The organism is Amycolatopsis acidiphila (assembly GCF_021391495.1).
GTDB classification, from domain to species: domain Bacteria; phylum Actinomycetota; class Actinomycetes; order Mycobacteriales; family Pseudonocardiaceae; genus Amycolatopsis_E; species Amycolatopsis_E acidiphila.
This window is the reverse complement of sequence record NZ_CP090063.1, coordinates 2,244,219-2,256,836: the sequence shown is the minus strand read 5'-3', so window position 1 is coordinate 2,256,836 and position 12,618 is coordinate 2,244,219. Positions and strand designations below refer to the sequence as shown.

The 12,618-nt window shown below is 71.0% G+C and carries 14 protein-coding genes and 1 pseudogene; 3 read left to right on the top strand and 12 right to left on the bottom strand.

The window, feature by feature from the left end; translation table 11 throughout:
* Positions 1-17: 17 nt before the first annotated feature.
* Together LWP59_RS11015 and LWP59_RS11010 are read right to left on the bottom strand one after the other, a co-directional pair.
* Positions 18-983: pseudogene (locus tag LWP59_RS11015) on the bottom strand (glycosyltransferase family 87 protein); the annotation flags it as partial.
* Between the two features lie 19 nt (positions 984-1,002).
* The gene (locus LWP59_RS11010; RefSeq protein WP_229858313.1) at positions 1,003-1,446 is read right to left on the bottom strand and encodes a GtrA family protein; all 444 of its coding nucleotides are present in this window, start codon (positions 1,444-1,446) and stop codon (positions 1,003-1,005) included.
* A 191-nt stretch (positions 1,447-1,637) separates the two neighbouring features.
* On the opposite strand from LWP59_RS11010, the gene LWP59_RS11005 reads away from it, so the two are divergent.
* From LWP59_RS11005 to LWP59_RS10995, 3 genes are read left to right on the top strand one after another with little or no spacing between them, the layout of a single operon-like run.
* Positions 1,638-2,159 carry a hypothetical protein gene (locus tag LWP59_RS11005; protein WP_144644007.1) on the top strand — a complete coding sequence of 174 codons (522 nt, stop codon included), beginning with the start codon at positions 1,638-1,640 and terminating at the stop codon, positions 2,157-2,159.
* A gap of 55 nt (positions 2,160-2,214) precedes the next feature.
* The gene (locus tag LWP59_RS11000; protein WP_144644005.1) at positions 2,215-2,634 is read left to right on the top strand and encodes a helix-turn-helix domain-containing protein; all 420 of its coding nucleotides are present in this window, start codon (positions 2,215-2,217) and stop codon (positions 2,632-2,634) included.
* Positions 2,631-3,464 (top strand): alpha/beta fold hydrolase, encoded by an 834-nt coding sequence (locus LWP59_RS10995; RefSeq protein WP_222425716.1) that lies wholly within the window; start codon positions 2,631-2,633, stop codon positions 3,462-3,464. Before LWP59_RS11000 ends, LWP59_RS10995 begins: the two co-directional genes overlap by 4 nt.
* A 74-nt stretch (positions 3,465-3,538) precedes the next feature.
* Here LWP59_RS10995 and LWP59_RS10990 read toward each other — a convergent pair whose 3' ends face one another.
* From LWP59_RS10990 to LWP59_RS10945, 10 genes are all read right to left on the bottom strand, one after another.
* Positions 3,539-3,988 carry a hypothetical protein gene (locus LWP59_RS10990; protein ID WP_144644001.1) on the bottom strand — a complete coding sequence of 150 codons (450 nt, stop codon included), beginning with the start codon at positions 3,986-3,988 and terminating at the stop codon, positions 3,539-3,541.
* Positions 3,985-4,749 carry a 4-hydroxy-tetrahydrodipicolinate reductase gene (gene dapB / locus LWP59_RS10985; RefSeq protein WP_144643999.1) on the bottom strand — a complete coding sequence of 255 codons (765 nt, stop codon included), beginning with the start codon at positions 4,747-4,749 and terminating at the stop codon, positions 3,985-3,987. The genes LWP59_RS10990 and dapB overlap by 4 nt, the downstream gene beginning before the upstream one ends.
* Positions 4,746-6,095, bottom strand: coding sequence for a M16 family metallopeptidase (locus LWP59_RS10980; protein ID WP_144643997.1), 1,350 nt, complete (start codon positions 6,093-6,095; stop codon positions 4,746-4,748). Before LWP59_RS10980 ends, dapB begins: the two co-directional genes overlap by 4 nt.
* 68 nt (positions 6,096-6,163) lie before the next feature.
* Positions 6,164-8,398, bottom strand: coding sequence for a polyribonucleotide nucleotidyltransferase (locus tag LWP59_RS10975; RefSeq protein WP_144643995.1), 2,235 nt, complete (start codon positions 8,396-8,398; stop codon positions 6,164-6,166).
* Positions 8,399-8,618: 220 nt separating this feature from the next.
* A complete protein-coding gene (gene rpsO / locus LWP59_RS10970; protein WP_144643992.1) occupies positions 8,619-8,888 on the bottom strand; it encodes a 30S ribosomal protein S15 in 270 nt (89 codons plus the stop codon).
* Between the two features lie 122 nt (positions 8,889-9,010).
* The gene (gene thpR, locus LWP59_RS10965) at positions 9,011-9,520 is read right to left on the bottom strand and encodes an RNA 2',3'-cyclic phosphodiesterase (protein WP_144643990.1); all 510 of its coding nucleotides are present in this window, start codon (positions 9,518-9,520) and stop codon (positions 9,011-9,013) included.
* Positions 9,521-9,534: 14 nt separating this feature from the next.
* Entirely contained in the window at positions 9,535-10,053 is a 519-nt protein-coding gene (locus LWP59_RS10960) for a helix-turn-helix domain-containing protein (RefSeq protein ID WP_144643988.1), read from the bottom strand.
* 118 nt (positions 10,054-10,171) lie between these two features.
* A complete protein-coding gene (locus LWP59_RS10955) occupies positions 10,172-11,128 on the bottom strand; it encodes a bifunctional riboflavin kinase/FAD synthetase (protein WP_144643986.1) in 957 nt (318 codons plus the stop codon).
* Positions 11,129-11,227: 99 nt separating this feature from the next.
* Entirely contained in the window at positions 11,228-12,130 is a 903-nt protein-coding gene (truB, locus tag LWP59_RS10950) for a tRNA pseudouridine(55) synthase TruB (RefSeq protein ID WP_267903844.1), read from the bottom strand.
* Between the two features lie 11 nt (positions 12,131-12,141).
* A complete protein-coding gene (locus LWP59_RS10945) occupies positions 12,142-12,600 on the bottom strand; it encodes a GNAT family N-acetyltransferase (protein ID WP_144643984.1) in 459 nt (152 codons plus the stop codon).
* Positions 12,601-12,618: the final 18 nt, after the last annotated feature.

Sequence of the window (12,618 nt, the reverse complement as noted above, 5' to 3'; positions counted from 1 at the left end):
GAGATCGGCGACACGAGCAGCACGCCGGTCGCGTTGACGCCGAACGCCATCGCCAGGTCGCCGTCGTCCAGCCCGCGCCTGGTCCCCAGCCAGGTCATCACCACGACCAGGAGCACGCCCAGACCGCCGACCAGGGTCAGCGTGGTGCCCGACAGCCCCAGCTTCTCGAAGCTCGCGGTCACGGACTCGTTGGCGTGGATCGGGCCGATGTTCATGCTCGACGCGTGGAACACCCGGTCGGTCCAGTACAGCCACGAGTCGTGCGGCATCAGCACGAACGCGATCGCGCTGCACACGCAGAAGCTCACGAAGCTGGTCACGGCCGCGCGGAAGTCCCGGCGCAGCAGGAAGATCAACACGAACCCGGCCGGGGTCAGCTTGATCGCGGCCGCGATGCCGATCAGCGCGCCCCGCGGCCACTTCGGGTTCGGCCACAGCACGTCGACCGCGACCAGCATCATCAGCAGGACGTTGATCTGGCCCCAGAAGATCGTGTTGGCGACCGGGTGCGCGACCACCATGACGCAGGCGCCCGCGACGACCATCCACGGCTTGCCCAGCAGACCGCGCAGCTCGGGCGAGCTCTTGCGGTAGGCCAGCAGGATCGGGAACAGCGCGAGGCAGGTGAGGCCGGTCAGCAGCGGGAAGCCGATGTACGGCGGGACGATCGCCAGCGGGACGAACACCACCGCGGAGAACGGCGGGTACGTGTAGGGCAGCGCGCCGCCGATCGAGGACACCGGGAGCTGGGTGTAGATCGAGTGGCCCTTGAGGAACGTGTCGGCGCCGAGGCGGTACACGTCGACGTCGGTCGGCCACTTCCGGATGCCGTGCGCGTAGTACGCCAGGGCACAGAACAGGCCCAGCGCCAGCAGCAGCTGGAGCGCCAGGCGCACCCGCGCGCCGGTACTCCCGTGTCTCCAGGTCGAGACGACAGAATTCAACACTCTTCTCCCAGGTCCCAAAGCCACGAGAAGTATCATCGAACAGACGCGGCGCCCCCTATCTTGGTTGCCCGCGTGTCGCGGCCGTCGAGCGGGTCCCCTCTCGCACGTCGGCGAACACGATCCACCGCAGCACGCAGTACATGAACACGGCCTCGCCGATGCCCGCGAGCAGCCGCGACAGGTGGTACTCGACGCCGAGGGCGGCCAGGCCTGCGCCCACGCCGAGGATGAAGACCAGGTAGTTCACGCCCACCGCGGCGGCGTAGCGCAGCGTCTGCCCGCCCAGCGGTGCGTGCGAGCGGAAGTTCAGCGTCCGGTTCAGCGCGAAACCCAGCCCGAAGGCGCTCAGGTAGCCGAGCGTGACGCCCACGGGCAGCGGGAGCCCGAACCCGGTCCGGGCGAGGGTGAGCACCGCCAGGTCCACGGCGAAGGTGAAGCCGTTGATGACCGCGTAACCGGCGAAACTCGGCGGAACCGCCACCGGCAGCGGGCGCGTCACAGCGACGCAGAATGCGGCGAACCGGGCTGCCGCGGACCTGTCGGAGGCTGACACCGCGCCAGGTTTCCAGGGCCGGATGGCCGAAAGATGACCATACGGTGGTCAGCAGGAGGCCAAGAGTACGGTGAACCCCCCTGTGCACACCTCCGTGTCCCGTTAGCGTCCTTGCCAGAAGACCTTCAGGAGGCGCGATGCTCGGCTGGTTCTGCCTGACCCTCGGCGTCGCGTTCGGCTCCGCCCTCATCCCGGTGCTCAGCATCGAGGTCTTCGTGCTCGGCCTGATGTCGAGCGAACCGGGGGCGAAGTGGTTCCTCGTGGGCGCGGCCGTCGCGATCGGGCAGATCGCCGGGAAGCTGCTGTACTACCTGGCCGCACGCGGGTCGATCAAGCTCCCCCCGGTGCTGCACGACCGGCTGCACCGGCAGCGGCCGCCGAGCCGCCGGCGCGAACGCCGGCACGCGCGCACGAAGTGGCTGCGGGCGAAGGTCGAGGCGATCCGCGAGCGGTGTCACCGGCATCCGAAGTGGATGACGGGCACCTACGGGGTCAGCTCGGTGCTCGGCCTCCCGCCGTTCATGGCGACGACGGTGCTCGCGGGCCTTGCCGACATGCGGATGTCCACGTTCGTGACCGCGGGGCTGGCCGGCCGGTTCGTCCGCTACAGCGTGCTCGCCGCCTGCCCCGCCCTGTTCGCGTCGTGGATGCACCTGTAGATCCTTCCTGAAAATTACCTATCCTTCCCTTTCATAGGGCTGTTAGAGTCCTTTTATGTCCAAAAAGCTCTACTCGGCAGAAGAGGTCGCCGAACGACTGGGGCTGCACGTCCGCACCGTGCGCGGCTACGTCCGCGACGGGCGGCTCAAGGCCGTGCGGATCGGGAAGCAGTACCGGATCGCGCACGAGGACCTGGAGGCGCTGCTCGGCTCGCCGGTGACGGAGGAGCCGGAAGCGCGGCGGCAGCGGCATGTCGAGGTGTCGAGCATCGTCGAGATCGACGCCGCCGACCCCGGGACGGCAGGCCGGGTGAGCACGCTGCTCATGGGGGCCAGCGCACGCCACGGCGAGGAGCCGCTGCGGATCGAGACGGTCTACGACGAACGGCGGGGCCGGCTGAAGCTGATCATCATCGGCGGCCTGGCGGACACCGCCCGGCTGCTCGAATACGTGCAGGGGGTGCTGGAGCCGTGATCTACAAGACGGACGCGGGCGGCCGGGAGATCCGGCGGCGCTATCGGGAGGTCCTCGACGGCTGGCCCGTCGAGGCCGAGCACCTGCGGGTGCCCGCGCGCGAGGGCGAGACGTTCGTCCTCGCGTGCGGGCCCCGGGACGCCCCGCCGGTGCTGCTGTTGCACGGCTCGGGCACGAATGCCGCGATGTGGCGCGCCGACATCGCCGAGTGGGCGCGGCACTTCCGCGTGTACGCGGTCGACCTCATCGGCGAGCCAGGGCTCAGCGCGCCCTCGCGGCCGCCGCTGGGTTCCGACGCGTACGCGTCGTGGCTGGACGACGTCCTCGACCACCTGGGCCTCGCGCGGGTCTCGGTCGTCGGGGCCTCGCTGGGTGGCTGGCTCGCGCTCGACTACGCCACCCGCCGCCCCGCCCGGGTGTCGCGGCTCGCCCTGCTGTGCCCGGGCGGGATCGACAGGCAGAAGTGGGGCTGGGTGCTCCCGGCGCTGCTGCTGAGGCCGTTCGGGCGGTGGGGGCTGCTGCGGTCGTTGAAGGTGGTCGCGGGCGTGGACCACCGGCGGAGCCCGGAGATCGCCGATTACCTCGCGTTGATCTTCATGCAGTTCCGGCCCCGCCGCGACCGCCTGCCGGTGTTCGGCGACGAGGCGTTGCGCGGGCTGACGATGCCGGTGCGGGTGATCGTCGGCGGGCGTGACGCGATGTTCGACTCGCGGGAGACGGTGGACCGGGTGCGCGACGCGATCCCGCACGCGGAGGTGACGCTCCTGCCCGAGGTCGCGCACTCGATCGCCGGTCAGACCGGTGCCGTCCTGGCGTTCCTGCGGGGCTAGGTGGTCTTGCTGAGTGGCGCGTCAACTCAGCGGGGGGCGACGCTACAACCCGAACGTTGCCTGCTACGGCACGGTCAGGACCGCTCGACGGCTTCCAGCTCCACCGCACGGCGCATCGTGGCGCGGGCGCGGCGGCGGTCACCGGCGACGTCGTAGGCGTAGGCCAGGCGGTACCAGTAGCGCCAGTCGTCCGGATGCGCCTCGAGCTCGGCCTTCCGCTCGTCGAACCAGGCGTCCGCCGCGGTGCGGTCGACCCGGCCCGACGGGCGGCGCGGCAGGTCCGAGGTGTCGGGCAGCGCCCCCTCCTCGTCGAGCCGCTGCCCGAGCCGCTGGATCTGCAGCCCGGACCGCCACGTCGCGACGACCATCCACGCGCCCAGCAGCGGCAGCACGAACACCGCCACGCCCAGCGCGATGCCGGCCGGGGTGCCCGTCTGCAGCAGCTGGACCGCCCGGTCGGCGAGCAGCACCAGGTAGACCACCAGCGCGACGGTCAGGAGCAGGGCGACGTTCCGGGCTTTCACAGGTCGAGCACGTTCTCGAGGCCGACGGTCAGGCCGGGCCGCCCGAGCACCTCGCGCACGCCGAGCAGCACCCCGGGCATGAACGACGTGCGGTCCATCGAGTCGTGCCGGATCGTCAGGGTCTCGCCGTCCTGGCCGAACAGGATCTCCTCGTGCGCGACCAGGCCCGGCAGCCGGACCGAGTGCACCCGCACGTCCTCGATCGACGCGCCGCGGGCGCCGTCGACCTCGCTGGTGGTGGCGTCCGCGCCCGGCTTGAGCCCGGCTTCCCCGCGTGCCTGCGCGATGAGCCGTGCGGTGTGCGCCGCCGTGCCGGAGGGGGCGTCAGCCTTGCGGTTGTGGTGCAGCTCGATGATCTCGGCCGAGGAGTAGAACCGGGCCGCCTGCTGCGCGAACCGCATCGCGAGCACCGCGCCGAGGGCGAAGTTCGGCGCGATCAGCACGCCCACCTCGGGCTTGGCCCGCAGCCACTCGCGCACGGTCGCCAGCCGCTCCTCGGTGAAGCCGGTCGTCCCGACCACCGCGCAGATGTTCTGGTCCACGACGAAGCGCAGGTTGTCCAGCACGACGTCGGGATGGGTGAAGTCGACGACGACCTCCGCGCCGGCGTCGGCGACCTCGGCCAGCGAGTCCCCGGCGTCGACCATCGCGACGACCGCCATCCCGGGGGCGGCCTCGACGGCCTGCACGGCCTGGGCGCCCATCCGGCCACGGGCGCCGAGCACACCGACCCGGATCGGGTTGTCTTCGCCGCGCGTCATCGTGCAATCACCTCGTGCAGGTCGTCCGGCAGGTCTTCGGACTGAGCGTACGGTCCGACCACCGCCGCCACCGAAACCCCTCCCGGCGCGCCGAACAGGGTGCGAGCCAGCTCATACACCTCGTCGGTGCTGACCGCGTCGATCCGCGCCACGGTGTCGTCCACGCTTTGGTACAGCCCGAAGTTGAGCTCCTGCTTGCCGATCCGCGACATCCGGGACGCGGTGTCCTCCAGGCCGAGCACGAGGCCGCCGCGCAGCTGTCCCTTGGCGCGAGCCACCTCCGCGTCGGTGAAGCCGTCCTTGCCGACCTGCCCGAGCACGTCGCGCAGCACGTTCGCGACCTCGCCGAGGCGCTCCGGCTGGCAGCCCGCGTACACCGAGAGGTGCCCGGTGTCGGCGTATCCGGCGACCGACGAGTACACCTGGTAAGCCAGGCCGCGTTGTTCCCGGATCTCCTGGAACAGCCGCGAGCTCATGCCGCCGCCGAGGGCCGCGTTGAGCACGTTGAGGGTGTAGCGGCGCTCGTCGTGCCGCGAGGGCGCGCGCATGCCGAGCATGACGTGCGCCTGCTCGGTGTCGTCCGTGTGCAGCGCCAACTGCGGGCCCGCGGTGATGCGCGCCTTGCCGCGACGCGGCGGCACCGGAGTGTCCGAACCGGACAGACGGTCGCGCAAAGCCTTGCGCGCCAAGCGAAGCACCTGGCGGTGCTCGACGTTCCCGGCGACCGCGAGCACCATCCGCGGCAGCGTGTAGCGGCGCCGGTAGAACCCGCGCAGCGCCTTCGCGGACATGCCGCGGATCGACTCCTCGCTGCCCAGCACCGGCTTCGCGAGCGGGTGCCCGGCGAGCACCGAGCTGACGAACGTCTCGTGCAGCAGGTCCTCGGGATCGTCGTCGCGCATCGCGATCTCCTCGAGGACCACGCTGCGCTCGGTGTCCACGTCCGCGTCGGTGCACAGCGCCTCGAACACCACGTCGGTGACGAGGTCCATGGCCAGCGGCAGGTCCTCGTCGAGCACCTGCGCGTAGTAGCAGGTGTGCTCCTTCGCGGTGAACGCGTTGAACTCGCCGCCGACCGCGTCGATCTCCTCGGCGATCTCGGTGGCGCCCCGGTTGCGGGTGCCCTTGAACAGCAGGTGCTCGAGGTAGTGCGCCGCACCGGCCACGGCCGGCGGCTCGTCCCGCGAGCCGATGCCCACCCACAGGCCGACGGTGGCCGAGCGGACGCCCGGCACGTGCTCGCTGATCACGCGCAGCCCGCCGGGCAGCACGGTCCGCTTCACCGCGACGTCAAGCGTCCGGGTGGTGCCGGCGGCCTGTTCGTATCCAGGGATCTGACGCGCCATGGGTTCCTTTTCCTAGAGAGCACGAAGGCCCGTCCGAGACACGCTCGAACGGGCCATTCGCGGGTGCCTTACTGGGCGGCGTCGGCCTTCTCTTCGGCCGGCTTCTCGCCCTCTTCCTCCGTGACCAGGATCAGGCTGATCTTGCCGCGGTTGTCGATGTCGGCGATCTCGACGCGGAGCTTGTCGCCCACGTTGACCACGTCCTCGACCTTGCCGATGCGCTTGCCGTTGCCCAGCTTGGAGATGTGGATCAGGCCGTCCTTGCCCGGCAGCAGCGAGACGAACGCGCCGAACGCGGCCGTCTTCACCACGGTGCCGAGGAAGCGCTCGCCCACCTTGGGCAGCTGCGGGTTGGCGATGGCGTTGATCTTGTCGATCGCCGCCTCCGCCGACGGGCCGTCGGCCGCGCCCACGTAGATCGTGCCGTCGTCCTCGATGGAGATGTCGGCGCCGGTCTCCTCGGTGATCGAGTTGATCATCTTGCCCTTCGGCCCGATGACCTCGCCGATCTTGTCGACCGGGATCTTCACGCTCGTCACGCGCGGGGCGTACGGGCTCATCTCGTCGGGGCCGTCGATGGCCTCGGCGATGACCTCCAGGATCGTCAGGCGCGCGTCCTTGGCCTGCTTCAGCGCGGCGCCCAGCACGTCGGAGGGGATGCCGTCGAGCTTGGTGTCCAGCTGCAGCGCGGTGATGATGTCCTTGGTGCCGGCGACCTTGAAGTCCATGTCGCCGAAGGCGTCCTCGGCGCCGAGGATGTCGGTCAGCGCGACGTAGCGCGTCTCGCCGTCGACCTCGTCGGACACCAGGCCCATCGCGATGCCCGCGACCGGCGCCTTGAGCGGCACGCCCGCGTTGTACAGGCCCATCGTCGAGGCGCAGACCGAGCCCATCGAGGTGGAGCCGTTGGAGCCCAGCGCCTCCGACACCTGCCGGATGGCGTACGGGAACTCGTCCCGCTTGGGCAGCACCGGCACCAGCGCGCGCTCGGCGAGCATGCCGTGCCCGATCTCCCGCCGCTTCGGCGAGCCGACGCGACCGGTCTCGCCGGTCGAGAACGGCGGGAAGTTGTAGTGGTGCAGGTAGCGCTTGTGCGTCTCCGGGGACAGCGAGTCGATCTGCTGCTCCATGCGGAGCATGTTCAGCGTGGTGACGCCCAGGATCTGGGTCTCGCCGCGCTCGAACAGCGCCGAGCCGTGTGCCCGCGGGATGATCCCGACCTCGGCCGAGAGGCTCCGGATGTCGGTCAGGCCGCGGCCGTCGATGCGGACCTTGTCGCGCAGGATCCGCTGGCGGATCAGCTTCTTGGTCAGCGCGCGGAACGCCGCGCCGATCTCCTTGTCGCGCCCGGCGAAGGCCTCGCCCTCGCCGACGCCGACCTTGGCCAGCACCGCGGCCTTGACGTCGTCGGTGGCGCTGTCGCGCTCCTGCTTGCCCGCGATGGTCAGCGCCTTCGCGAGGTCGTCGGTCGCGATCGCGGCGACGGCGTCGTAGGCGTCCTGCTGGTAGGCCGGGAACACCGGGAAGTCACCGGTGGGCTTGGCGGCCACGTCGGCGAGCTTCTGCTGCGCCTCGCACAGCACCCGGATGAACGGCTTCGCGGCGCTGAGGCCCTCGGCCACGGCCTGCTCGTCGGGCGCGGCGGCGCCGTCGGCGATCAGGTCCAGCGTGTGCTCGGTGCCCTCGGCCTCGACCATCATGATCGCGACATCGTCACCGACGACACGGCCGGCCACGACCATGTTGAAGGTGGCCTTCTCCAGCTGCGGCCAGGTCGGGAACGCGACCCACTGGCCGTCGATCAGGGCGACGCGCACGCCGCCGATCGGGCCCGAGAACGGCAGGCCGCTGATCTGGGTCGACGCGGACGCGGCGTTGATCGCCAGCACGTCGTACGGGTCGTCCGGGTGCAGGCTCTGCACCGTGACGACGACCTGGATCTCGTTGCGCAGGCCGTCGGTGAACGACGGGCGCAGCGGCCGGTCGATCAGCCGGGCGGTCAGGATCGCGTCGGTGGAGGGCCGGCCCTCGCGACGGAAGAACGCGCCCGGGATGCGGCCCGCGGCGTACATGCGCTCCTCGACGTCCACCGTCAGCGGGAAGAAGTCGAAGTGCTCCTTCGGGTGCTTCGACGCGGTGGTCGCCGAGAGCAGCATGGTCTCTTCGTCCAGGTAGGCCACGACAGCGCCAGCAGCCTGGCGGGCGAGCCTCCCGGTCTCGAAGCGGATCGTGCGGGTGCCGAACTTGCCGTTGTCGATGACGGCTTCGGTTTCGTGCACCGAGTATCCGCCTGCTTCGGTCATTGTCTGTAGTTCTCCTCGTTCGTCCGGCGAACAGGCGCCCCATCCGTCTGGGGCTGCGCCCGAGGAACGAGGCCGGTCTTCGATCGAAGCCCCCGGGACCACTCCCGGGAGCCACTACCGAGGACCGGCGGACTTGTCCTCGCGCGGTTCGCCATGCCTCTTTCTTGCTGTTATGTGCCGAGGGGGAGCGACCGGGTGGCCACTCCCCCTCGGAGCTTCGCTATCGGCGGAGGCCGAGTCGCTGGATCAGCGACCGGTACCGCTCGATGTCCACCTTCATCACGTAGTTGAGCAGCCGGCGGCGACGGCCGACCAGCAGCAGCAGCCCGCGACGCGAGTGGTGGTCGTGCTTGTGCACCTTGAGGTGCTCGGTGAGGCCGATGATCCGCTTCGTCAGCAGGGCCACCTGGGCCTCGGGGGATCCGGTGTCCGAGTCGTGCAGGCCGTACTCGGTGAGGATCGACTTCTTCTCGTCGGTGGACAGCGCCACGCCTTGTTCTCCTTGGATCTTCCTGTGCCGTGCGGCCCGGACGCGCGGCCGCGCCGGGTGAGTCGGTCTCGGCCGCCACGGACTGCAGCCGGACCCAGTGGTCCAGGGTATCAGGCAGCCCTTCACCCGGACCGGTGGGACTCGAGGGGGAACCGTGCCACGATCGAGTAACGCGCACCGTGCTCGGTGCGCTCGCTGCGCATCAGCACGACCTCGGTGGCCGTCCACGGTTCGCTCACGAACCCCGAGAGCCGCCCGGGCAGCTCCGCCGGGACGTCCCCGGCGGTGCGGGCCACGGTCAGGTGCGGCAGGTACGGGCGGTCCTCGCCCGCGCCGGCCGCGGCGGCGAGCTCGGTGAGCCCTTCGCTGTAGACGCCCAGGTACAGGACCCGGGAGAAGGTGCCCGCCCCTTCGAGGCGAAGCATCGGCGCGTGGTGCCCGGCCAGCGCCGCCGTCAACCAGTCTACCCGCGCTTCCTCGTCGTCCTGGTCACCGTAGAAGCCGAGGGTGATGTGCCACTGCGCCGGCGGGGTCCACCGCGGCTCGGTCACCTCCGCCTGCAGGGGCTCGAGGTGGACCCGCAGCGACTCGGCCACCTGGGCCGGCGGCAGCAGCGCCGAGAACAGCAGCATCGCTCATCCTCTTTTCACGGGCGGCGTTCCCCGGTCAGGCCTGCGACGTCCCGGGCCTCGGACAGGCCGGCCCGGCGCAGGAGGTCGGCGATCGCCGGGAAGTCCTCGTGCAGCACCTTCGCGGCCTCGCCCAGGTCCTCGTCCTCGGCGACCTCGCGCAGGGCGGCCAGCGCCAGCCGGTCGTCCGCGACCGCCGCGACCGGGATGTTGTCGCGGCCCACGGTGGGCCGTGCGTCCTTCACGTCCTCGAGCGCGGCCAGCAGAGCCTCCCTGCGGCCCGCCGCGACCTCCGGGATCAGGCACTTGCGCTCGAGCATGATCATCCTGGCCAGGACGACCGGGTTGCCGATCTTCGCGCGCCTGCCGCTCATCACCTGGCTGAGCATCGGCGCGCTGATGCCCAGCACCTCGGCCAGGTAGGCCTGCGACACGTCGAAGGCCACCACGAGCCGGCGCACCCTGTCCCCCAGGGGCTCCCCGTACCACTCCCGCTGCAGCGCGATGTTGCGCTGGACGATCTTGTGGTCCTCCACGCTGGCTGCTCTCCCCTTTGCTCCCCGGTCAACCACCCGGCGCACGCCGGTGCTCCCGCATTTTGCCAGGAGTGCCGAGATCGGCGGGGTGCTTTCGCCCAGCGATTCGCAAACGCACTCAACCGTGGGCCAAGCGGAGGGCTTCCCTCGTCCGGGCGACGTCGTCGTCGATCTGCTCGATCAGCTCCGCGGGCGAGGAGAACTTGATCTGGTCCCGGAGGCGGCTGACGAAGTCCAGCGCGACGTGCTGGCCGTAGAAGTCCTCGTCGACGTCGAGCACGAACGCCTCGACCGTGCGCTCGCGACCGGAGAACGTCGGGTTCGTGCCCACGGACACGGCAGCGGCCAGCCGCCGGTCCGGGTTCGACGCCTTGACGAACCAGCACGCGTACACGCCGTCGGCGGGGACGGCGGCGAACCGCGGCGTCGACAGGTTCGCGGTCGGATAGCCCAGGTCGTGCCCCCGGCCGTCGCCGCGGACGACGATGCCCTCCAGGCGGTGGGGCCGCCCCAGCGCCTCGGCGGCCGCGGCCACGTCACCGGCGTCGATGCAGGAGCGCACGTAGGTGGAGGAGAAGGTGATCTCGGCGTTGTCGTTGTTCTCGCCCTGCAGCTCGGCGCCGTAGGTGACGAAGCCGAACCGCCTGCCCAGCTCGCGCAGCAGCGGCACGGTGCCGGCGGCCTGGGCGCCGAAGGTGAAGTTCTCGCCGACCACGACCGCGGCCGCGTGCAACCGGTCGACCAGGATCTCGTGCACGAACTCGTCCGCGGACAGCCGCATCAGCTCGGGCGTGAACGGCAGCACCGCGAACACGTCGATGCCCAGCTCCTCGACCAGCTCGGCCTTGCGGCGCAGGGTGGTCAGCTGCGCGGGATGGCTCCCGGGGCGGATGACCTCCGAGGGGTGCGGGTCGAAGGTGAGCATGACGCTGGGCAGGCTGCGGGCCTTGGCGATCTCGACCGTCTTGCCGATGAGCGCCTGGTGCCCGCGGTGCACCCCGTCGAACACGCCGATCGTGACCACGCACCGGCCCCAGCCACCGGGAAGGTCTTCAAGTCCACGCCACCTCTGCACGGTCCTCACCTTAGAGAGTGTTTCGTACGGCCTGCTTGGCGGTGCGGGCAGCGGCGCAAGTTGCTTGCCCACCGCAAGCGGCTCCGCCGCCAATCCGAGCTAGGCCGGATCCAGCACGACCACGGAGCGGGCCACGCCGCCGGCGTCGACGGCCAGCGCGAGTGCCCGGCCGTCCGGGCCGAAGACCCCGTAGGTGCCCTCGATGCCGGACGCGCGCACCTGCTGTCCATATTGGACGGCCTTGGCGGTGGACGCGTCGACGTCGTGGCGCGGGAAGGCGGCCGCGACGGCGGCGCTGAGGTCGTGCGACAGCCGCGGCTCCTGTTCGAGCTGCTCGAGCGTCCTGGCGGCGGCGAGGGCGAACGGGCCGACCGTCGTGCGCCGCAGCGCGGCGAGGTGCCCGCCGACGCCGAGCGCGGCCCCCAGGTCCCGCGCCAGCGCCCGGACGTAGGTGCCCGACGAGCATTCGACGACCGCGTCCAGCTCGATCCGGTCCGCCTCGCGGCGGGTGGCGAGCAGGTCGAAGCGGTAGACGGTGACCTTGCGCGGCGGCAGCGCGACGTCCTCGCCCGCACGCACCCGCGCGTAGGCCCGCTTGCCCGCCACCTTGACGGCGCTGACCGCGCTGGGCACCTGCTCGATCTCCCCGGTGAGCGCGGCGATCTGCGCGGCGATCCGCTCGTCGGTGACCGCGGCGAGCGCCCCGTCGTCCGCTGTGGACAGCTGCTCGCCCTCGGCGTCGTCGGTCGTGGTGGACATCCCGAGCGACAGGGTGGCCAGGTAGGTCTTGCGGTCCAGGGCCAGGTGCCCGAGCAGCTTCGTGGCGCGTTCGATGCCCAGCACCAGCACGCCGGTCGCCATCGGGTCGAGCGTGCCGGCATGGCCGACCTTGCGCGTGCCCATGATGCGGCGGACCCGGGCGACGACGTCGTGGGAGGTCATGCCCGGCGGTTTGTCGACGACGAGCAGACCGGGCGGCGGGGGCGGGGTTTTCGGTGGCACGACTGCACACCCTAACGCGAGACGCCCAGCTGCCTCGCGTAGCACCGGGACAGCGGTTCTCCCTGGTACGGACCGAAATTCTCGATCTGCCGGTAGCCCTCGCGTTCGTAGAACCGGATCGCGTCGGGCTGCGCCGTGCCGGTCTCCAGCTTCAGCGTGGCCACGCCGAGCCGGTCCGCCCGCGCCTCCAGTTCACGCAGGATCGCGACGGCCACCCCGCTGCCGCGGGCCTCGGGCAGCACGTACATCCGCTTGATCTCGGCCGCCCCGTCCTGCAGGAGCCGGAGCGCGCCGCAGCCGACGGCCCGGCCGTCCTCCCGCGCCACCACGAACACGGCGATGTCCTCGGCGGACGGCTTGCGGCCCGGTTCGTGGTCGTCGCGGCCGTAGCGCGCGTCGAGCTCCACGCGCTGGGCCGCACGCAGGGCGGCGCCGTCCGGCGCGTCCCAGTCCTCCTGCGCAATGGTCATCACAAGTGTTACCGTAAC

Coding starts and splice junctions, on each gene's coding strand:
- LWP59_RS11005 (WP_144644007.1), top strand. CDS start 1,638: ATGCTCGGCTGGTTCTGCCTGACCCTCGGCGTCGCGTTCGGCTCCGCC.
- LWP59_RS11000 (WP_144644005.1), top strand. CDS start 2,215: ATGTCCAAAAAGCTCTACTCGGCAGAAGAGGTCGCCGAACGACTGGGG.
- dapB (WP_144643999.1), bottom strand. CDS start 4,749: ATGACGCGCGGCGAAGACAACCCGATCCGGGTCGGTGTGCTCGGCGCC.
- LWP59_RS10980 (WP_144643997.1), bottom strand. CDS start 6,095: ATGGCGCGTCAGATCCCTGGATACGAACAGGCCGCCGGCACCACCCGG.
- LWP59_RS10975 (WP_144643995.1), bottom strand. CDS start 8,398: ATGACCGAAGCAGGCGGATACTCGGTGCACGAAACCGAAGCCGTCATC.
- thpR (WP_144643990.1), bottom strand. CDS start 9,520: ATGCTGCTGTTCTCGGCGCTGCTGCCGCCGGCCCAGGTGGCCGAGTCG.
- LWP59_RS10945 (WP_144643984.1), bottom strand. CDS start 12,600: ATGACCATTGCGCAGGAGGACTGGGACGCGCCGGACGGCGCCGCCCTG.